Genomic DNA, 20476 nt, shown 5'->3' with positions numbered 1-20476 from the left:
TTACTTCGTTTTTAACCACCGGACTATTTATTTTTTAGAAAACGTATTCAGAAATATGAATAATCTGGTATACTAGTCATATCAGTATAATTAGTTGTTGTTGGAGGAATCAGGATGAGAATGGTATTTAGATGGTATGGAGAAGGCAACGATACCGTAACCCTGCCGCAAATCAAACAAATTCCCGGAGTTGAAGGCATTGTCTGGGCGCTTCATCATCTGCCCGCAGGCGAAGAATGGCCCATGGAGGACATCCTTGCCTACAAAAAACTGGCTGATTCTTACGGCTTCCATCTGGAGGTCGTTGAAAGCGTCAATGTCCATGAGGATATCAAGCTGGGCCTGCCGACGCGCGATCGTTACATCGAAAATTACAAACGGACGATTGAGAAGCTGGCCAAGGTAGGCGCGAAGGTGATCTGCTATAACTTTATGCCTGTGTTCGACTGGATTCGCACCGATTTGTTCAAGGAGCTGGAGGATGGCTCAACCGCGCTATTTTATGAAAAAGCGATGGTTGACGCGATGGACCCCATGGATTTGGTGCGAAAAATTAATGAGAATCCAGACTTTACGATGCCGGGCTGGGAGCCTGCCAGACTGCTTCACTTATCCTCGGTATTCGAGTCGTACAAGAACGTAACCGAAGATGACCTGTGGAATAATCTTCAATATTTTCTGGAGCAGATTATTCCGGTAGCGGAGGCCAACGATATCAAAATGGCGATTCATCCGGATGATCCGCCTTGGTCGATTTTCGGCTTGCCGAGAATTATGACGGGTCCGGACAGCATCCGCAAGCTGCTGAAGCTGGTCGATAATCCGTATAACGGCGTGACACTGTGCAGCGGTTCACTCGGTGTGAATCCGAATCATAATGTAGCCGAGATGGTCAGGGAATTCGCAGACCGGATCCCTTTTGCCCATATTCGCAATGTGCGGCTTTACGAGAATGGGGATTTCATCGAAACCTCGCATAGAGCCTCCGACGGAAGCGTAGATATTTGCGATATTGTGAAGGCGTACCATGAGAAAGGCTTCACAGGCTACGCACGACCGGATCACGGCCGTCATATTTGGGATGAGAAATGCAGGGCGGGGTACGGCTTATATGATCGTGCGCTTGGCATTATGTATTTATGGGGGATATGGGATTCATTGGAGAGAACGAAACGGGGGACGAGGGTATGATCAGTATTAATGAGAATTTACAAGGAAAAGTAGCGGTTATTACCGGAGGCAGCGGCGTGCTGTGCTCGGCAATGGCGAGAGAGCTTGGACGTCAAGGCGTCAAGGTGGCAATCCTCAATCGGACAGCGGAGAAAGGCGAGCTCGTCGCGGCTGAGATACGTGAGGCTGGCGGTGTGGCGATTGCTGTAGCTTGTAATGTGGTCGATATCGAAAGCGTAAAAGCTGCAGAGAAGCAGGTTACCGAACAGCTCGGCATTTGCGATATTCTGATTAATGGCGCAGGAGGCAACCATCCGAAGGGCATCACAACGAATGAAACGCTGAAGCTTGAGGATTTGGATAACAAAGAGCTGAAGACGTTTTTTGATTTAAGCCAGGAGGGGATTGAATATGTATTCAATTTGAACTTCCTGGGAACGATCCTGCCGACACAAGTATTTTCCAAGGGTATGATCAATCGTCCGGGTGCGGTTGTGATTAACATGTCCTCGATGAGCGCGCCCAGTCCGATGACGAAGGTTCCGGTCTACAGCGCGGCGAAGGCTGCTATCGAAAACTTTACCCAATGGCTCGCTGTGCACATGGCGGATTCCGGTATTCGGGTAAATGCAATTGCACCGGGCTTTTTCCTGACAGAGCAAAATAAGAAGCTGCTGACCAACGAAGACGGCTCGTTAACCGAAAGATCGCACAAAATCATCACGCATACGCCAATGAGAAGATTCGGTACTCCCGACGATCTGCTGGGAACGCTGCTGTGGCTGGCCGATTCGAATCTATCCGGCTTTGTGACTGGTATTACGGTGCCGGTGGATGGCGGATTTATGGCTTATTCGGGTGTATAGCAAAGGGCTTAGAGAAGAGCGCTGCGGATATGTATAGAGTATAAGAAGGGCCATCCGATTGATTCGGATGGTTTTTTTTGTTTTAGCCTTGGATTTACCGGAAAAAAGTAACTCAGATGTATACAATTTGGCGAGTATCCGGTTGTATAATAGGTTATCGAATGACATTGTTTACTATGACAAAATAGGCTTTGTTGCTATAGTTTCACCATAGAATAGTCTGAGTGAATTCCTATCCGGAGCGTTTTGGATTAGTTTAATCATATCTTTGGAAATTGATATTCTTCAAGACAAGATTAACACAAAGTTCCCCAGAAATTTTAAATCACCTATCAGACCTGTTGAATAACCACAAAATGGTAGAAAAAGAGCCGCCAAATCGGTAAAATGTTTGTACCCCTACAAACTCCCGAAAGGTGGCGACTCCATGAAAAAGTCTACCACGATCCTGTCTATTCTTCAATCCATTTTGAGCCAAGAAGAGGTCGAATCCGTCGTCAAAGAGGTGGGGTACGAGGATAAAGCCCGTAAATTTACGGTACACCCGTTGTTACAGTATTGGTGCACGGCGGCTTACGAAGAATGGCCGAGTTATCGCGCTGGTGCCGATCGTGCATCCCTCAGTGGCTTACCAGAAGTTCATTATTCCCGGTTTTCAAGTAAAGCGTCCGAAGTACCGTTTGCCGTATTTAAGGAACTCCTTCATTTACTTATCCGTAAGTGCAACCGGGAAATTCGGCGAAAACTGGCTTTCCCGAAGGAACTGCTGCTCATCGACTCCACCACGGTGACGGTAGGTAAAACCCGTTTACCCTGGGCTCCTTATCATGGTGAACGAGCAGGTATCAAATTGCATGTGGCCCTTCAGGCCGAAACGCAGCAACCACTGCAAGTCGTGGAAACCGTCGGCTCCCGACACGACGGACCCGTAAGCGAAAGCCTGACTCCGTCCTCTTTTATCCTGGTGATGGACCGGGCATATGGCAAGCTGGAGCGTCTGGATCGCTATAAAATAGAAGGACAATCCTTCGTCATTCGCCTACGCGACAATATCCATCTGGAAAAACCAAAAGCATTGCGTCGCCAAAGCCCCACGGATTCTCCGGTCATTCGCGACATCACCTGTCAGCTCGGAACCCCTCAATGTCGTTCGGAAAAGCGCCATCGCGTCGTGATCTTTCGAGATTTCGAGGGCCGTGAAATCCGGGTAGTGACCGATTTGATGCAAGTGACTGCGGAGCAGATCGCGCAGATGTACAAAGCTCGCTGGCAGATCGAAGTCTTTTTCCGCTGGATCAAGCAGCATTTAAACCTGGCTACACTATTCGGCACCACCGAAAACGCCGTATATGGCCAGTTATTTTCTGCTTTAATGGTCTATGTTTTGCTTACCTGGTTATTTGACGCCGTTTCCACGGGAATGCCTCGGCATGCAAGGCTCTCGTTTGTTCAGTTTTCACGCTTTTTCGTTCTTGGTAAGTTACCCGTTGAATGGATCGTTTGTATTCAGCGCTTCATTCAAACGTATGTCTCTGTTGAGGTTAGAGTTACAAAATCTGGTTAATCAACAGGTCTGATCATATATATATATCAGTGTGCCTCTGGCACACTGATATATATAAAAGGATTATAATTTTACCAACAAAACGTCATCGTAACGATAACCAAGAGGATAAAGAGAACCAAAATAGTTGCTGCATTTGTATGACGATGTCCCACAACCTCTCCCATATTCAAACACTCCTTTTTAATAGTTTATCTGCCTTATTATCATATGACACTTATATAACCTTTGATTGGACATGTATATATCTGTTAGTGTACGAGCGCAAACGATTAAGCTCCATCATGATGTCCACAATTTCGGAGAACTGTGGTATCAGAGATTAGATTCACTTTGACGAAAAGGTAGAATGTATTCTAAGGCCTTTCAAGAGTAGTTATAAAAGGATTGAAAAACCCTTTAACCTTTACTTGAAAATTGCGAATAAATGGTATTAAGTTCTCGTTTTAACGGCTAACCCACTAAACGATATAGGCCCAACAACATCGGCTCTTGTATTTGCAGTACGGTTTTCTGCTGTGACTGTATAAACATGGGTACCCGCTCTTACGTTTCTATCTTCCGCTTGGAACGTAACAGCATAATTTTGTTCAGAACCAATGGATTCGATACCTTGTTGTGTGTTGAAAATCTCTTTTCCATCGCGGAAAATTCTAAAGAGAATTTGCGCAATGCCAGTGACACCTCGAACACCCGCGGTTGCTACCAAATCTACCCGATTAGGTTGAGAATTCATTGGAATACGTATAGTGATTGTTGCAAGACGAGATCTTGCTGGTGAACGTCGGATAATAAATGAGTTTGCTAAATTGAATCTACGGCGCGGCTGGACAGCAGCTTTATCGAGAACACGTACCAAAATATCAACTCCTCTTGTTTGATATATCCAAGATATGTTGGACAAAAAGAGAATGTTTGGACGAATGTAACCTGATATACTGGCGCATACCACGAAGGGTAACATCAGACGAATTCTTCACCCCTTCCTGCTTGATGCTCCGCCCCTTGCTCTCCTTGAAAAGGACCAGCCGATCGGCCGTTGTATTTTTGTATGGAGTCGTTTATAATTTAACTGACCGTACGTTCAGTTTATCATCAAGGAGGTGCAACCATGGCACGCCGCAAAGAAGAGGCTGAACAATCCAAACGCCTGATTGCGACCAAGGCGAAGGAACTGTTTTGCCAGAAAGGATACGCAGCCACGTCCATAGAGGATATCCGCACGGCGACGGGCATGAGCAAAGGAAGCATCTACTATCATTTTAAAAGCAAGGAAACATTGTTTCTCCACTTGATTGAGGCCAACATGCAAGAATGGCTGGATACTTGGAAAGAACTCGAGCTTTCGCTGACGACATCGACCGATAAACTATATCGGCTCGCACAGCATTACGTCGAGGATTTTCAAAATCCGCTGCTAAAAGCGGCGGAAGAGTTTGCCGGTAGCCGTTCTGCCGATCCGGCGATCATGGAGCAGCTGCTGATTTTCACGAAATCGCACTATCCCGCCTTTATTAAGCTTCTTGACGAAGGGATGCGAAACGGAGAATTTCACGAGGACGACACTAAGGATTTGATGTACATCTTGTTCGCTTTGATGAGCGGACTCAGCGTCGCCTTCTACGATCTCCCATACGAGAAACTAGGTCCGATGTACAAAAAAGCCATTGACGTATTCCTGGACGGCATACGCCTGCCGAAGCCACTCGCTTAACAGAACGATAAGCTCTGAACCGGCACTCAACACCGCCAACTCCTGACGTCACACGCTAACCGATGCTTTGCTGCATCCGTCGCTAACTCCCGATGCCAGTCAATGCCGCCACGCCGTCTTTCGCCCGCTGTCGATCGCTGGCAGCCTTTCGTCCGCGATCGACAGCGGGCGAATTTTCAGTCATATAAACTGACCGGACGTTCAGTTTATTGTCTCGGAAAACCGCTAAACTTTGCCCAACAGGAGGCCGTTATGAAAGAATTGTTTCAAAACCGTGTGTTCCGTGTCGTCATCGCAGCCGATCTGCTGCAGCAAATCGCGATATGGGTCCGAAATATTGTGCTGTTATTTTACGTCATGGAGCAAACAAACAGCGATCCTGTCGCTGTGTCCATGCTGACGGTTATCGAGCAGGCGCCGATTTTTCTATTCGCCTTCCTGGGCGGAACGCTCGCGGACCGCTGGAATCCGAAGAAGGTGCTCATGATCAGCGACATGCTGAGCGCCGCTTCGATTGCCGTCATCATGCTGTTGATCGCAGGAGGCTACTGGAAGGCCGTCTTTGCGGCTACGCTTGTTTCCGCCGTCGTCAGCCAAGTTTCACAGCCAGCTTCCGTCATCATTTTCAAAAAATACGTTCCTGAATCGCAAGTATCGTCAGCCATAGGACTTAACCAAAGCATGATGTCCCTGTTCATGATCGTCGGGCCGATGATCGGAACGTTCATCTATTCGTGGCTCGGCATCACGTATTCGCTGCTCTGCCTGTTCGCACTCTTTGGCGCATCGGCGCTCGTTCAGATGCGGCTGCCCAAAATGTCAAAACCGGAGCGTGCCGCAAACAGCCGGATTTGGCAGGAGATGAAGGAAGGCTTCCGGTATGTGCGCGCAAGCCGCAACCTGCTGCTAATCGCCGGAGCGTTTTCGCTGATCGGACTCGGCGCCGGACTCATCCAGCCGCTGGACGTCTACATTGTGACCGAGCGGCTGCATCTCGACAAGGAAGCTCTGCAATGGTTTTACGCGATGTCCGGCACAGGGATGCTGATCGGCGGGCTGACCGCGGCGGCAACGGCCGAGTGGCTTAACACGAAATTGATACTGTTCGCAGGCATCGTCTTCTTAGCGGTATCGATGCTCGTCGAAGCGCTTTCCGTCTGGGTCGCCTTGACCGCTGCAATGCGTTTTCTCGTCGGTATCATGATGGCGTTCATGCAGATCGTGCTCAGCATGCTGCTGATCAAACTGGTTGATGAGACATATGTCGGGCGCGCAAACGGCGCGATAGCCCCCCTGATGATCGGCGGTATACTCGCAGGATCGGCGCTGTCCGGCTTCGTGCTGAAATCGACGACGCTCATCGTCACGTTCGGCATAGCGTCCGCTATCGTTTTTGCCGCGGCTTGGTTTTGCCTTGGACTTAAAATCGCTCCGCGCAGGCAGCCTGAAGCCGGACGGGAAAACGCCGTCCAAACCCTATAACTGAGCCAACCGTCCATGGAGGATGTACTGGATGTGTATCAATTACCCTACGATGTCGACTGTCCCGTCATTTGTATGGACGAAAAGCCTTATCAATTACTGGATGAAGCCAGAGCCCAGATTCCGATGAAACCAGCCAAGCCCCTGCGGGAGCAGGTTCCCTGACAATGAAGTGGAATATATGGGGATGTGTTTATTTCTGGACCGTGGAAAGATTGTAGTTTACGCTCAGGTTTCAGACGATCTTCAGTTCTATCATTGGGCAGCGAGATACCGAATGCGTATAATATAGAGAGAAAAGGTACAACAAAGCAAGAGCGATTGAACAAGTGTTACAGCAGTAACAGATTAATATCCTGTAAGTTAATAATCAATCTCAAGGAGATGCTGTTACCTATGATCATGCCCATGAAGCTGCCTAAAGAACAAAAAGAAGAAATCATTAAAAATGTTCAGGCCTATTTTAATGAAGAAAGATCGGAAACGATAGGAGATTTGGGTGCAGAGCAATTAATTGATTTTATGATTAAGGAGCTTGGGCCGTATTTGTATAACAAGGGAATTGCTGATGCCAGAGCCTTGATAAATGAAAAAGCCGCTCAAATCGAAGATGAATTGTATACGCTTGAACAGCCGCTCCATAACCGAAAGAGATAATTCCATACAAGGTACAGCCAGGATTGCCGAAGAAGGCAGTCCTTTTTTTCTTGAATTCAGTGATGGTTTGACCAAGAATCTGTGCGGGGGCTGATTTAGAGTAAAATTCTGTTTTCAAATATGTTTTTCATACTAATATGAGATTTGGAAGGTCCGAGCTCTACAAGTGAGTCTTGGAATTCGGCAAGCTCCTCAATCGATGCTGTTTGTACCTGGATAAGATAATTGAACTCCCCGCTGATGCGAAATAAATCCGTTACTTCCCTGGCCTCTTTACAAAAATCCACTAGCTCTTGGCAGCGTTCTGTCTTGATTAGAATAAAAGTGGTCGTACCTCGATTCAGCTCCCGCAAATTAAACACAGTACCATACTCGGAAATGATCTTTTTCTCTTCGAGCTTCGAGATTCTTTCTTTAACGGAAGGTTGAGACATGGAGATTTCTTTACTGATTTGGGAAATGGACATTCGCGCATGATGCTGCAATAATTGCATAATCTTTTTATCAATGTCATCGATCAGATGTTCCATATTTGGCGGCCTCCAAATCAATTTTATAAAGTAAGGTATTTAAGTGGAATTAGCTTATATTTAATAACCATTCTAATATAAAACCCTCGCTTTTAGTATAGTTTCTACAGAAAAATATGACTATAATAAAAACAACTTATAAATCGAGGAGAGATTAGTGATGAGCGTAAAGGGAATCGCGCATGTGGCGATACAAGCCAAAGATTATCAAGCAACCATTTTATTTTATACGGAAGTTTTAGGATTTAAAGTAGGTCATCATTGGAGTCTGCCGTCTTTCCAGATCAACGAAGCTTCGATGCTGGTTTCACCTGACCAAAGAACGTGTATTGAAATCTTTGATAACGAAGCGGTCATTCCGGCACAAGGAAAAAAAGCAACGTCCGAAGCGGAAATAGCTCACGGAGCGTTATTACACTTGGCCTTTTATGTTGATCATGTAGACGATATGTATCATAAAGCCTTGGCTCATGGGGCCAGCACATATATAGAACCGGGCCAGCTGTCTCTTGGCGAACCCCCACTTGTTGTCAAAAACGCAGTAATTTACAGTCCGAATGGTGAGGTTATTGAATTTATTGAGGAGGTTGATTTTGATCTAAGACCGGTTACTGTCCCGTAGGCTCGTGGTGTTGTCCATCCTCAGGGCTTGTACCATCGGACACACTGTAACCATTTTGCGAAATTGTTTGGTTGTCCCTCACCAGATAAGAGTAAGTCCAACCCTTTTCATTCACAAACGTCACATCCAGCGAATATGGATTATATTGTCTTCCTACTTTTCGATCAATCTTCCACTCCTGGTTTGGATATTTCTGTTTCAAATACAGGTTGAGCTGCTCTGTTTTTATGGAAACCTGGTAATCTATCCAATAGGGACGAACGGCAAACCATGAAATCAATACCAACGTTACAGATAAAACAAGGAATAAACTGATTTTTCTTGCCTTTCTGGGAATAAGCATAGCAATCATAAAAAGTAAGACTACAAAAATAACGGATGCGGTTATTTCGATGACGGTTATGGGATGCATATTGTCCTCCTGCCCAACAATCGTAGCTACGGGGTGTTCCTGCTCATGCAAGTGTATCATATATGTCATTTTCCTTGCTGATTATCCTCTGTTGAGTGCGCTCATATCATGAGATGCTTGAGTGCGGTTGACCTTCTGCAAGATTGAGTGGGTTTACCACGGCTGGTTAATGCGGCAATACACATCATAAATAAAACATACGGAAAGACTGGGACGTTACTTTTAGCATTCCGGTCTTTTTTTATATAATTTTGTGGTTACAGGGTTCTTGTTATCGTTCAAATTTCGTTTATTTTTACCATAAATACCAATTTAAAGCTATAATATTACTTACATCAAATCATGGATGACTGGGAGGTATATGATGACATATCCGATAAGAGTAAGGCCCACTGCGCTGATACTTAATGAAGGAAAAGTGCTGCTGATTGAGTATTGCGAAAATGATCAATTCCATTACAATTTGCCAGGTGGTGGGGTGGAGTCCGGGGAAACGATCATCGATACGTTAAGAAGAGAGTTACTTGAGGAGGCAGATGCTGCAATTCATGTTGGACCCGTCGCATTCCTATATGAATATTCCCCACACAAGCAATCCGGTCAATATGAATCCAGTATTCCAGGACTCAATATTATTTTTGACTGTAGTCTTCAAGAAGGATCTGTCCCTCAGCTGCCGGAGCATCCAGATCCCCACCAGGTCGGTGTCAAATGGGTGCCCTTAGAAGATTTGGAAGCCGTAGTTCTGTATCCCAATATAGCGAGCCATATTACCCAATATGCAAGGGATAAAAGACATATCGAATTGATAGAGGATCACCAATTGCAGTGTTATGCAAAATAGTTGAAACATCTAACCCGTTTGCTGTCTATACAAATTATAAGGAAAAAGGTGGTGCCTCAATGCATTTCATATTTAAAGAGGTTACACAAAACATTCAATTTACGGGTGACTTAAAGCACGATATCCACTTGTTTCTATCGGCTAACAACTGCAGCAAGACCGCAGAGCATTGCATGGATGTGGGTGCAGAAGCAAGAAGGATAGCCTTATTATTTGATGCCAATCCCGATGCGGCCGAAATATCCGGTTGGTTACACGATATTAGTGCTGTGTTTCCAAATCATCAGCGAATCGCTGTTTCAAGAGAGCTGCAGATTGAAGTTTTGCCTGAAGAAGAATTGTTTCCAATGATTATTCATCAGAAGCTCTCTAAAGCTATGGCAACAGATATTTTCAAAATCACAGATACAGAAATATTGGATGCAGTGGGTTGTCATACTACCTTGAGAGCTCGATCCACCCTACTTGATCAAGTATTATTCGTAGCGGATAAGGTGGCTTGGGATCAACCGGGTGAGCCACCCTATATTCAAGAGCTTCAGAGGAGCTTGAAAATTTCATTAGCCCATGGGGCTTTTTCCTATATCCAATTCTTATGGGAACGTAAGGAAACGCTTAAAGTTGTACATCCCTGGTTGAAAGAAGCATATGAGGAAATGAAGCATATAGAGAACATTAACCATTCACAGTAGCGATTCGAATGAATAGTTATTATCTGTATTACGAGTCTATCGTATTTTATTGATTAATTACTACGTAACCGAGCCAAGCAATAAGGAAATAAACTGGGAAAAGCAGAATTACGGATAACAATCTTGCCCTTTTATTGATCGAAACTGCTGAGCCCATATACAACAATGGGAACACAAGTCCCCAAATTGAAAATCTTGGTGTTGCAGAAAGATAAAGTGATAGAGGCAGTATGAAACAAGCGGAAATGAACAATAAGCCGGAACGGTTGAATATGACTCCAAGCAAAGATGTGATCACCGAGCAAATCATTATTGGCCAAAATAATAATTGTATCATGACTCACCTCCAGGCTGTGATTGCTCTCAAGAACACACAAGGCTAGGCACCCCGCCTTAACCATTATATACCATCCTATTGGAGGTATCGTAGAGATGTTAACATTTATTACTGAAGTACCGACGGATAAGCCTGTGAGCGGTGTTCATTGCATACCCGTCCTGGATAACGGAAATGTAGTCATGGTTTGGGATACGGATGAACAGGTATTAACTACCATAGGCGGAAGATTAGAAAAAAATGAATCATTAATCGAAGGCATGGATAGAGAAGCGTTAGAGGAAGCCGGAATTGAATTAATGGATGAAAGAATCCCTTTTGCATGTTGGTATTGGAAGGAATTTGACTCATACCGCATTTATTATTTAACTAAAGTGAAGAGATTTATTGAAATGTCCCAAGTGTACGAAAAAACAGGATATGTCATAACGAATTTTGATACCGCAATTGAAATCATTCAGAAGGTTGAAGGACGTGAAGAACGGATTGCTGTCATAAGAAGAGCAGGAATCCTGGCTGGACAAATCAGGGAATAAGCAGTGGTAAATAGCATCACTACCTTGCGGCATGGTTAACGCCAAACAATCCTTTGATGTATAATGTTACTTATGGAAAATATCCAAATCGAAACTCTAGGAGGATATCAGATGAAATATCGTAAACTGGGCAATAGTGGATTAAAGGTCTCATTACTGGGATTGGGTACCAATGCATTAGGAGGGAGGGCCGACCAGGAGGAGTCGATCCGGATTATTGGGCAGGCGATAGATAAAGGCATCAATTTCATCGATACCGCTAATATATATACCAAATCCGAGTCGGAGCGTATTATCGGGCTGGCTTTGGAAGGCAAGCGACATGAGGTTGTATTAGCGACGAAGGCAGGATTAGTCCGCGGCAGTGGCCCTAACGAACGGGGATCTTCGCGATTTCATCTTCAGCAGGAGCTCGAAGGTAGTCTGCGCCGGCTAAAAACGGATTATGTGGACTTATACCAAATACATACATTTGATCCGGAGACTCCGCTCGAAGAAACGCTCAGAACGCTGGAAGACATGGTTAGCTCAGGCAAGGTGCGCTATATTGGTGCGTCCAACTACGCTGCATGGGAGCTGATGAAAGCACTGGGGATCAGCGAGCGTCAGGGCTGGAACCGTTTTGTTTCTCATCAAATCTGTTATTCGCTGGCTGATCGGACCCCTGAACAGGAGCTTGTTCCCATTTCTCTGGATCAAAGTGTGGGCATCATTCCATATTTCCCGCTGGCAGGTGGCATTCTGACAGGGAAATACACATCCGTAGGTGCAGCACCTGAAGGATCGCGGGCCGATAAAGATCCTAACTTTGGCAAGTTTTTGACGGATGAAAGATTACAGCTGAGTCAAAGCGTCAGTGAATTGGCTGCCAAGTGGGACTGCACTCCCGGCAATCTGTCACTATCCTGGCTGATGCACAACCCTGTCGTATCGACCGTTATTGTTGGAGCTTCAGGTGCTGCGCAGCTTGAGGAAAATTACAAAAGCTTATCGATTGAGCTGAATGCCGATCAACTGCAGGAGCTTGATCAGGTCAGTGAATATTCGCGTTATGGCAAGCCGTTCGCACATTTTCGACTGCCGCAAGCCTAAAGGGTAAAATGACAATAGTAGACTTTTCTGATGCCTGGAGTCCGGTGAATAATGAGCGGAGCGGCCAAATGGTCCTGGAGAAGCGTCAGCGTTCGCCTTTGTTTCCGTGCTTTTACCGCTAAATCTCTTACAAAATTAAAAAAATACGGAAACAACAGCGATCGGAAGGATATTTGGCCGCGCAGCGAGACTTATTCACCGGACTTCTAATTGATCATTGTTTATGCTTTTTCAACAACGTAGCAAGCTGCACAGCAACAATGGCCGTTCCGGCGATACACAACGAGCCTGCTTGTAAATAGGTCATACTGCGTCCGAGAAGCAAGATATCCATCAGGGCAACTTCCAGCAGCATCAAATTATTAATGAGGCTGCTTTCATAGGCGCGCAGCTGCTTTTGCGACCAAGCCCAAAGTGTAAAGGCCAACGCTCCGTTGATGGGTCCAAGCCATAACAGAATGAGGATCAGCTTTAAAGAGTAAGGTGGAATACCCTCTAGTATAAATCCAGTTAACAGCATACCTGCAGCCCCGATCAGCATTGGTGTAAGAACGAGTGCCGAAGGGGCTGTTTGTTTATGGGTAAGCAAATAACGGGAATAGGTCAAGTGCACGGCATTGCCAACACAGGATAGCAGGATCAAGCTGATGCCGATCAGACTGCTGTGGGCAAAATGCCACGGATAATAGTAAAGGACGATGCCGGCCATAGCTGCGAGAACAGCCAGGAAGGTGGCGCGGCCCTTTAACTCACGCAGCCAAAGCGCGTCAATAACGAGCAGGAACAGCATATTTCCCACCGATAGGAACAGGTTGGATTGCATAGGGGTCAAATAAAATTGGCCTGCATACTGAAGTCCTTGAGCTAGAATAAATCCGGTAATTCCGAGAAACAAATAGTCTTTCCAGGTCAGCTTCCCTTTCCCCTGTGAAACTTCTGTTTTAACGCTTTGATCCTCATGTACTCCATTTCCCTGAGTATGCTTACGATCACGAAGCCGCAGCACCACCCATAAGGTCAACGTCGCTGCGCTGTAGCGCATTCCGGCAAGGGTGAAGGGACCTACTCGCTCAGCAAACGCATATTGATTCAAAATGTAAGAGGAGGACCACAGTAGCGTTACGAAGACGGCCGCTGCAACAGAAAGTGCACGAAGCATCGAAAGCCCCCCGTTCGGACGCTGCCATACCGTTATTAAGCGATTATCCTTAATTTTCTTTTCTGCATCCATAGTAGGTGTTACTTCCCTTCTTTATTAAGGCTGATTGGTATCTCCATAGTAGACTTGTGAAAAGGGGATAAAAAGAGTAGAATTTCTTTAATTAATTTTCCCCTTTTTAAATTATCATTCTGTTTAAGGAGATTTGTATGCAAATTGCTTATCACTACTTGAAGCTAAGGGAATATGTGGGCTATGCAGAAAAACAGCCTGTAGAGGTTACACTGGAGCAGCTTGCAGAAGTGTTGTGCTGCACACCGCGCAACGTAAAGCTGATTGTGAAGCAATGCCAGGAGCTGGGGTGGATCGAATGGCAGCCTGGGCGTGGTAGAGGGAATCGTTCCCTAATTACATTTAACATGCAAGCGGAAAACGTAATACGCTTATGGGCCCAGACCAAAATAGACAAAGGTCAGTATTCGCAAGCAATGGAGCTTATGCGCAGGTATGATCCGAGCTCACCTCTTCAACAACAAATAACAGAATCGATCTATAAGCTATTTGGCATCCAATCCACACCATATAAGAAGGGGCATATCGATGTCCTGCGGCTTCCTTTTTACCGGGAAATGCCTCTGCTGGATCCGATCAACGCCAATCTCAGGACGGAGATGCATATGATGGGCCAGCTTTTTGACACACTTGTTGAATGGGATTGTTCGAATGCAGTTTTTGTACCACGGCTTGCTGTGCACTGGGAGCAGAATAGCGATGGGACCGTATGGATGTTTTACTTGCGTAAAGGTGTCCTTTTTCATAATAAAAAAGAGCTGACGGCGGCAGATGTCCATCATACGCTCATGCGCCTTAGCCAGTTGGATTCGGGTTGCACCAATCAGGACAGGGATAGATTGTGCTGTGAATGGAAGGTGCTTCATATTCGCAAGATAGAAGCCACACATCGGTATGCGCTGCGTATTCAACTGGCTGCACCAAGCTCCTTGCTGCTGCATTATCTGGCTGCACCCAAGGCATCCATTATTCCATGTCAGACAAACGAAAATCATGAGCGTCTACCTATAGGAACTGGGCCGTTTAAGCTGTTACGTAATGACGCGGAGATGGTGGTTCTGGAGGCATTTGCGGACTACTATCGGGAGAGGGCACAGCTGGATAAGGTGGAAATTTGGATATTGAAGGAGCTGCTCACACAAAAAATGTCCGATGGTGGTTTAGGCGGACAACCTATTCTCTACACGCATCCGTTTCAAATTCATGCGCATGCTCCAACGGGGAGCACGATTATGGAGCAGACGGAGGGAGGCTGCACGTTCATGATCATGAACGGCCGCAAGCAAGGACCTTTACAGGACCCTGCTGTACGGCACAGGCTGCGTAAGCTTCTGCAGCCCGAACAGTGTGTGGCGGAGCTTGCAGGTAATCGGATCGGAGCCGCTTACAGCTTTTTTCCGGATTGGAGTGCAGCTATAGCGGCTCAGAAAGGGGTAGAGAGCAAGGGAGAGAATGAGACCGAGGTCGCAGAGACAGAGCAGGAGGTGGCTACAGCTGCTATAGCAGATGCGATGGTTTCTTTACAAACCAATGGTTATCAAAATCCGCTTCAGCTGTACACGCACTCCATCTTGAACAATTCGCTTGAGCAGACGGCTCAGTGGATTCAGCAGCGGTGTGCATCCACAGGTATCCTTATACACATTCACATACTGCCCTATGAACAATTCAATCGACCTGGAGCGGTAGATGACGCGGATATTGTGCTGCTTAACGCTATTACAACGAATAATCGGGAGTGGTCGCTGCTGCATGTACTGCTCCATGGAAACTATGGGGTCCATCGCTTTGTTGACCCGGAATTGTCCATCGAGCTTAATCAAAGTTATGCGGCCATCGCCAATGAAAAGGATTCCGCAGCCCGATCCGTACTTTTGCAGGAAGTGGAAGCTTTGCTGCTGCGTCATGATGCGCTGCATTTCCTATATCATTTGCGGCATGCTGCCTTTTACCATCCGAACCTGCTCGGAACAGAAAAAATCAACCCCTATGGCTGGGTTGATTTTCGTGAGCTGTCACTGCGGCCTGAATAGCTTTTACAGCGTAGCATATTATTATTTGACCATAAGCATTACACCAAACCAAGACGCTGAAACTGCTCAATGGGTGCATCGTTGTCTTTCATCATCCTTATCATATGATCGATCATAAGCTGTTCAACCGCTGCATCCTCCAATGGTTGGTTTTGCTGTGGATCATAGCGCTGATCAAATAATAGTGTACCAAATGAATGATAGTGCACCTGCGAATTTGCCTGTGTTTTCAGAGGTTTGACTCCCTTGGTAAAGGCAAAGGGTTCAGCCAGCGTAGCTGCTCTGAGTTCCTCCAAGCTGAACATAGTCCGCATATGGGTTGGCATCACCGTATAGTTGTATAGCGGCTCATTGGTCGCTGTTGCCGGTGCCCGCATATAGACATATCGCCCATCCGTGCAATTTACGTGCCCCCCGTGTATACCGAATAAAGCTGCCTCCCGTACAGACTGATCGGAAGCAATTGTCTCTTTGAGCGGCTTGCCCTGCATCCCTTCCGGAATAGCAGCACCGAAAAATTCAAGCAGGGTGGGTGCAAGATCAATGGTTTGTACCAAGCTGCTTCTGCGGACTCCCTGCATCCGGCTGCGCGGATCCCAAATAAATAGCGGCATACGGGACACTTCATTATAAAAAGGCTGCACCATCTTTGCCCACCAATCATGCTCTCCAAGTAAAAATCCGTGGTCCGTATTGACGATAAGCAGCGTATCCTCCCACAAATTTAACTCGTCCATCATATCTAATACCTTCCCAAGATAAGCATCACACATGCTGAGCAGAGCCGCATATTCATAACGAAGATGTGCAACTTCCTCCGGGGTTTGAGTCACACGACTATACGGTGGCCAGTCAAAATGCTTGCCTTCATAATCATGCGGATACAACGCTCTATAATTCTCGGGTGCACGAAAGGGCTCGTGGGGATCAAAGGTCTCCAATTGTAAAAACCAGTTGTTCTGGTCTGCGTTGGTACGAATAAATTCCATACCGGCTGCGAATGTTTTGGCTTGTGGATATTCGGCTTCTTCCCGGATGTATTGGCGATTGACCCAGTCCTGACGGATCAGCTTGCCAGCCCGATGTCCACCCAGCATGTCGGGATGCTCGGGGTCCTTAACCTGACCCTTCCATGGATCACCCTCCTGGCCACGGATAAGCTCGTAAGAATGATAGCGGTTATGATAGGTGCAACCGCCATCCTCCCAATAATGCTGATGATCAGTAACCAGATGGGTATATACGCCATTATTGCAAAGAAGCTCTGCCACTGAATCGTCATAAGGCTCCAGAGGTCCCCAACTACGATGAAGGAAATTATAACGCCCTGTCTGGAGCTCTCTTCTTGCAGGCATGCAGGGCATACTCCCGACATAAGCGTTGTCAAAAACAGCCGTTTGCTGTGCCAATCTTTTGAAATTGGGGGCATGAATCCAATCGCAACCATACGCCGGAAGCATATGCCGGTTTAAGCTGTCAAACATAACCATGATCGCTTTCATATATCGATCTCCTCTCAATCCTATAACTTCATCCCTTAACACTGCTGGAAATTAAACTTTTAATAAACTGCTTTTGGAAAATAAAGAACATCACGACTAAAGGCAAGGAAACAACGACGGTTGCAGCCATAAGCAAATTATATTGAATCGTGTGCTCTCCATTGAATACCTGCAGACCCAATTGTACGGTTCGCATACTTTCACTTGTAGAATAAATTAATGGATGAAAAAAGTCGTTCCATACGGAAACAGTTTTGAATATACCCAAGGTAGCGATGAGCGGCCCGCTTTGTGGTAAATAGATCGATAGAAAGCTGCGTAAAAAGCCGGCCCCATCGATATATGCCGCATCATCCAACGCCCGCGGAAATTGCATATAAAACTGACGAGCCAGAAAAATCCCAAAGGAGCCCGACAGCTCCGGTATGATGAGAGCAAAGTAAGAGTTAATCCAACCATTCCCACCGCTGCCGAATAAGTCATTGCCGCCAAATAAAGGCATCGATTTCATAATCAGAAATTGTGGAATAATCGTCACCTGAGGCGGGACCATCAAACCGATAAGCAGCATAATAAAAATGAAATCTCTACCTTTAAAATGCAGACGGGCAAATGTGTAACCAGCCAGTGAATTAAAAAACATGCTTCCTCCAACGGCAACAAGTGTAACTATCATTGAATTTTTAAAATAGGTGGCCCAACTTGTCTTCGCCATCGCACGCACAAAATTTTCAGGGTGCCATTCCATCGGGAGAAGGGTATTCGCTCCAAGACTAAACTCATTATCTCCCTTAAAGGAAGTAAAGAGCATAACCAGGAAGGGAATAATCATAAGCAGTGAAAATAATATGAGCACGAAATATACGGATAGCTTTGGAAGTACCCCGCTTTTCATGCAGCTGTCCCCTTTTTAGTCAATATCGTTATCTCTGGAACCAAATGTGTAGTTAATCAAAGTAACAATCAAGGTAATGATGAGTAAAACCATTGCCATTGTGGATGCATACCCCATGCGATATTCCGAAAAGCTCATTTTTACAATCTCATTAACGAGCGTTGTTGTAGAATTCGCTGGTCCCCCGCTGGTCAGGATATAGACAAGATCAAATATTTGAAAGGACCGAATCGTTGATGTAATGAATAGAAAAAAGGTAATAGGACGAAGCAAAGGTAGTGTAATTGCTATAAACTGCTGCACGGTGTTCGCGCCATCCATTTTGGCAGCTTCATATAAATGTTCAGGTATCCCCTGAAGTCCTGCCAAATAAATAATCATCGCATAACCGATGCCTGTCCATATACCGATAATAATGATCGAGCCTAAAGCCGTCTTCGGATCTTGAAGCCAATTTTCACCTGTCATACCGATGCTCGTCAGAAAAACATTGACAGGTCCTTTCATTGGATCAAGAAGCCACAACCAAGTCATGGCGACGGCTACGGAGGAAATTACCCCAGGCAAGTAAATGGAAGCTCTGAAAGCCGCGATGAACCTGATTTTTAAATTCAAAAATTGAGCGATAAACATGCCAAGCGCCATAGTCGGGATGACCGTGCAGATCCAGAAAAAGAGCGTGTTGCGTATAGCCCGCAAAAATATGGAATCTTGTATAATAAGGCTGTAATTTTTAAGTCCAATCCATTCTCCGGGATTCATAAGCGTATAATTCGTAAAGCTTAAATACAGCACCCAGATGACTGGAATCAGAACGAATATAAAATAAATGAACACATTTGGGAAAATAAACAAATAGGGTAAATAGCGACTGGACCGTGTCTGCATGTATAACTCCTTTCCATCGGGCGACCGCTTCCGGATATTCACCCGGAGGGCGGCTGACGGTAATTAAACCATGTGTAGTGCGAGAGTTCTTTTACTTGTTTTTGATCTCGTCTCTGGTCTTTTTGGCATTATCCTTTAACGCTTCTGCTACGGGTCTAATGCCGTTAAAACTTTCCTCAAGCGCAATCCGCAAATATTTGGTGTGAATCGCCCAATCCGCGGAAGGGGCATAACCCTTCGTGTCATTCATTACTTTGAAAATAATTTCATTTTCCGGACTTACCTTCACGTATTCATCCTTCAATGATTTAAGCGGCGGAACAAAACCGGTTTTAAGAGTGAAGTCATATATATTCTTCTTATCAAACCAGAATTTAATAAACTTCCAGCTTTCCTCGGGATGCTTGCTGCTCTTGGACATGGTCAGAAACGTTCCCAGCATTAACGCCGTTTGCTTGCCGGTCGGGCCTTTGGGTGGAAGCGCCCAGCCGATTTTATCAGCGCCTACAGCTTTTTGAAGCGTTGATAAGGAAGGTGAGCTTGCAAATGCCAGAGCGGCCTGACTATTCTGGAACGGAGTACCGCCCAGTGCTTGTTGATTGGCTGGAATAATAGCTCCTGATTTATAAAGAGCCACCATCTTTTCGACAAGAGCAATGGATTCCGGTGAATCGAATGTTGGATTGTTCTTGTCATCATAAATATCCTGGCCAAGTAAAAGCATAAGGGATAAATAGGATTGTTCCCCGTTACTGGTTTGGAGGTCGATGCCGGCACGTGTTGTTTTGCCATCTTTCATCACCTTGGCTTTTTCGGCAAACTCAAAAATCTCATCAATTGTAGCTGGCGGTTTGTTAGGGTCAAGACCTGACTCCGTGAAGAAATCCTTACGCCAAACTAACGGGCGAATTTCCGGCATCAATATACCGTATTGTCCGCCTTTCCATTCTCCTGCTTTCAGGATGCTTGGAAACATATCCTCCGAGCCTGCCCATTGCTCCGCTTTAATAAATTTATTCAGGTCCATATATTTGTCCTGCTCCACTGTAGAGATCAGCTGCCCGAAGCCAAGTCCGTGCACGTCAGGAGCGATTCCACCCGAATAAGCGACAGATAGCTTTTGAAAATAATCTTTGAAAGGAATCGTCGTCAATTCGATTTTAATCTTGGGATTCGCTGCTTCGAATTTCACGATAATGGATTTGACCTCTGCTATAACCAATTCATCACTGGCAGGGTACCAGTATTTCAAAGTTACGGCTTTCTCTTCTCCTCCTGGCTTATCCGTTCCTGATTGTTCAACTGCTCCCGAACATGCTGATAATAATAGTGCGATCACGACAAGCAGACTTGTTATCATTGCTGCTAAACGCTTCAAGATGCTTCTCCCCCTTCATATGGTAATTCCT

General features: G+C 45.7%; 23 protein-coding genes. 14 read left to right on the top strand and 9 right to left on the bottom strand.

Going from position 1 to position 20476, the window contains the following annotated elements; all coding sequences use genetic code 11:
- The first annotated feature begins 114 nt into the window (after positions 1 to 114).
- The 3 genes from uxuA (at position 115) to LRL21_RS11455 (ending at position 3600) form a co-directional block, all read left to right on the top strand.
- Positions 115 to 1191 carry a mannonate dehydratase gene (gene uxuA / locus LRL21_RS11465; RefSeq protein ID WP_240415910.1) on the top strand — a complete coding sequence of 359 codons (1077 nt, stop codon included), beginning with the start codon at positions 115 to 117 and terminating at the stop codon, positions 1189 to 1191.
- On the top strand, positions 1188 to 2036 hold the full coding sequence (locus LRL21_RS11460) for an SDR family oxidoreductase (RefSeq protein WP_240415909.1): 849 nt from the start codon (positions 1188 to 1190) through the stop codon (positions 2034 to 2036). The genes uxuA and LRL21_RS11460 overlap by 4 nt, the downstream gene beginning before the upstream one ends.
- A gap of 427 nt (positions 2037 to 2463) precedes the next feature.
- Complete coding sequence (locus LRL21_RS11455) at positions 2464 to 3600, top strand: IS4 family transposase (protein ID WP_240415908.1); 1137 nt, start codon at positions 2464 to 2466, stop codon at positions 3598 to 3600.
- Between the two features lie 71 nt (positions 3601 to 3671).
- Here the strand turns inward: LRL21_RS11455 and LRL21_RS11450 are convergent, their stop codons facing one another.
- Together LRL21_RS11450 and LRL21_RS11445 are read right to left on the bottom strand one after the other, a co-directional pair.
- Positions 3672 to 3767: a YjcZ family sporulation protein gene (locus tag LRL21_RS11450; protein WP_240415907.1), complete on the bottom strand. Its 96-nt coding sequence runs from the start codon at positions 3765 to 3767 to the stop codon at positions 3672 to 3674.
- A 266-nt stretch (positions 3768 to 4033) separates the two neighbouring features.
- Positions 4034 to 4459, bottom strand: a complete 426-nt coding sequence (locus LRL21_RS11445; RefSeq protein ID WP_240415906.1) for an exosporium protein C — start codon at positions 4457 to 4459, stop codon at positions 4034 to 4036.
- Between the two features lie 252 nt (positions 4460 to 4711).
- Here LRL21_RS11445 and LRL21_RS11440 point away from each other — a divergent pair, with 252 nt between their 5' ends.
- The 4 genes from LRL21_RS11440 to LRL21_RS11425 all read left to right on the top strand — a co-directional run bounded on the left by LRL21_RS11440 (position 4712) and on the right by LRL21_RS11425 (position 7453).
- Positions 4712 to 5314 (top strand): TetR/AcrR family transcriptional regulator, encoded by a 603-nt coding sequence (locus LRL21_RS11440; RefSeq protein WP_240415905.1) that lies wholly within the window; start codon positions 4712 to 4714, stop codon positions 5312 to 5314.
- 252 nt (positions 5315 to 5566) lie between these two features.
- Positions 5567 to 6796: an MFS transporter gene (locus LRL21_RS11435; protein ID WP_240415904.1), complete on the top strand. Its 1230-nt coding sequence runs from the start codon at positions 5567 to 5569 to the stop codon at positions 6794 to 6796.
- A 15-nt stretch (positions 6797 to 6811) separates the two neighbouring features.
- A complete protein-coding gene (locus LRL21_RS11430) occupies positions 6812 to 6961 on the top strand; it encodes a hypothetical protein (protein ID WP_420832437.1) in 150 nt (49 codons plus the stop codon).
- 243 nt (positions 6962 to 7204) lie between these two features.
- The gene (locus LRL21_RS11425) at positions 7205 to 7453 is read left to right on the top strand and encodes a DUF2164 domain-containing protein (RefSeq protein ID WP_338044614.1); all 249 of its coding nucleotides are present in this window, start codon (positions 7205 to 7207) and stop codon (positions 7451 to 7453) included.
- 95 nt (positions 7454 to 7548) lie between these two features.
- Here the strand turns inward: LRL21_RS11425 and LRL21_RS11420 are convergent, their stop codons facing one another.
- On the bottom strand, positions 7549 to 7983 hold the full coding sequence (locus tag LRL21_RS11420; protein ID WP_240415903.1) for an Lrp/AsnC family transcriptional regulator: 435 nt from the start codon (positions 7981 to 7983) through the stop codon (positions 7549 to 7551).
- A gap of 160 nt (positions 7984 to 8143) precedes the next feature.
- Here LRL21_RS11420 and LRL21_RS11415 point away from each other — a divergent pair, with 160 nt between their 5' ends.
- Positions 8144 to 8605, top strand: a complete 462-nt coding sequence (locus LRL21_RS11415) for a VOC family protein (RefSeq protein ID WP_240415902.1) — start codon at positions 8144 to 8146, stop codon at positions 8603 to 8605.
- On the opposite strand, the gene LRL21_RS11410 is transcribed toward LRL21_RS11415, so the two are convergent.
- Positions 8592 to 9077: a hypothetical protein gene (locus LRL21_RS11410; protein ID WP_240415901.1), complete on the bottom strand. Its 486-nt coding sequence runs from the start codon at positions 9075 to 9077 to the stop codon at positions 8592 to 8594. The two genes, LRL21_RS11415 and LRL21_RS11410, sit on opposite strands and share 14 nt — an antisense overlap.
- 301 nt (positions 9078 to 9378) lie before the next feature.
- On the opposite strand from LRL21_RS11410, the gene LRL21_RS11405 reads away from it, so the two are divergent.
- From LRL21_RS11405 to LRL21_RS11385, 5 genes are all read left to right on the top strand, one after another.
- Positions 9379 to 9861, top strand: coding sequence for an NUDIX domain-containing protein (locus LRL21_RS11405; RefSeq protein ID WP_338044613.1), 483 nt, complete (start codon positions 9379 to 9381; stop codon positions 9859 to 9861).
- Positions 9862 to 9920: 59 nt separating this feature from the next.
- Positions 9921 to 10553 carry an HD domain-containing protein gene (locus LRL21_RS11400; protein ID WP_240415900.1) on the top strand — a complete coding sequence of 211 codons (633 nt, stop codon included), beginning with the start codon at positions 9921 to 9923 and terminating at the stop codon, positions 10551 to 10553.
- Positions 10554 to 10783: 230 nt separating this feature from the next.
- Positions 10784 to 10936, top strand: a complete 153-nt coding sequence (locus LRL21_RS11395) for a hypothetical protein (RefSeq protein WP_240415899.1) — start codon at positions 10784 to 10786, stop codon at positions 10934 to 10936.
- Positions 10937 to 10985: 49 nt separating this feature from the next.
- Positions 10986 to 11426 carry an NUDIX hydrolase gene (locus LRL21_RS11390; protein WP_240415898.1) on the top strand — a complete coding sequence of 147 codons (441 nt, stop codon included), beginning with the start codon at positions 10986 to 10988 and terminating at the stop codon, positions 11424 to 11426.
- A 111-nt stretch (positions 11427 to 11537) separates the two neighbouring features.
- Positions 11538 to 12518 carry an aldo/keto reductase gene (locus LRL21_RS11385; RefSeq protein WP_240415897.1) on the top strand — a complete coding sequence of 327 codons (981 nt, stop codon included), beginning with the start codon at positions 11538 to 11540 and terminating at the stop codon, positions 12516 to 12518.
- Between the two features lie 214 nt (positions 12519 to 12732).
- Here LRL21_RS11385 and LRL21_RS11380 read toward each other — a convergent pair whose 3' ends face one another.
- A complete protein-coding gene (locus LRL21_RS11380; RefSeq protein WP_240415896.1) occupies positions 12733 to 13749 on the bottom strand; it encodes a DMT family transporter in 1017 nt (338 codons plus the stop codon).
- Positions 13750 to 13886: 137 nt separating this feature from the next.
- On the opposite strand from LRL21_RS11380, the gene LRL21_RS11375 reads away from it, so the two are divergent.
- Positions 13887 to 15782: an ABC transporter substrate-binding protein gene (locus LRL21_RS11375; RefSeq protein ID WP_240415895.1), complete on the top strand. Its 1896-nt coding sequence runs from the start codon at positions 13887 to 13889 to the stop codon at positions 15780 to 15782.
- A 38-nt stretch (positions 15783 to 15820) separates the two neighbouring features.
- On the opposite strand, the gene LRL21_RS11370 is transcribed toward LRL21_RS11375, so the two are convergent.
- From LRL21_RS11370 to LRL21_RS11355, 4 genes are all read right to left on the bottom strand, one after another.
- The gene (locus tag LRL21_RS11370; protein ID WP_240415894.1) at positions 15821 to 17284 is read right to left on the bottom strand and encodes a sulfatase; all 1464 of its coding nucleotides are present in this window, start codon (positions 17282 to 17284) and stop codon (positions 15821 to 15823) included.
- Positions 17285 to 17312: 28 nt separating this feature from the next.
- Positions 17313 to 18179, bottom strand: a complete 867-nt coding sequence (locus LRL21_RS11365) for a carbohydrate ABC transporter permease (RefSeq protein WP_240415893.1) — start codon at positions 18177 to 18179, stop codon at positions 17313 to 17315.
- A gap of 15 nt (positions 18180 to 18194) precedes the next feature.
- Complete coding sequence (locus LRL21_RS11360) at positions 18195 to 19067, bottom strand: carbohydrate ABC transporter permease (RefSeq protein ID WP_240415892.1); 873 nt, start codon at positions 19065 to 19067, stop codon at positions 18195 to 18197.
- A gap of 91 nt (positions 19068 to 19158) precedes the next feature.
- On the bottom strand, positions 19159 to 20445 hold the full coding sequence (locus LRL21_RS11355) for an extracellular solute-binding protein (RefSeq protein WP_240415891.1): 1287 nt from the start codon (positions 20443 to 20445) through the stop codon (positions 19159 to 19161).
- Positions 20446 to 20476 lie beyond the last annotated feature (31 nt).

This window comes from Paenibacillus periandrae (assembly GCF_022458865.1).
Classification (GTDB): Bacteria; Bacillota; Bacilli; order Paenibacillales; family NBRC-103111; genus Paenibacillus_S; species Paenibacillus_S periandrae.
This window is presented reverse-complemented; position numbering and strand designations above follow the sequence as displayed.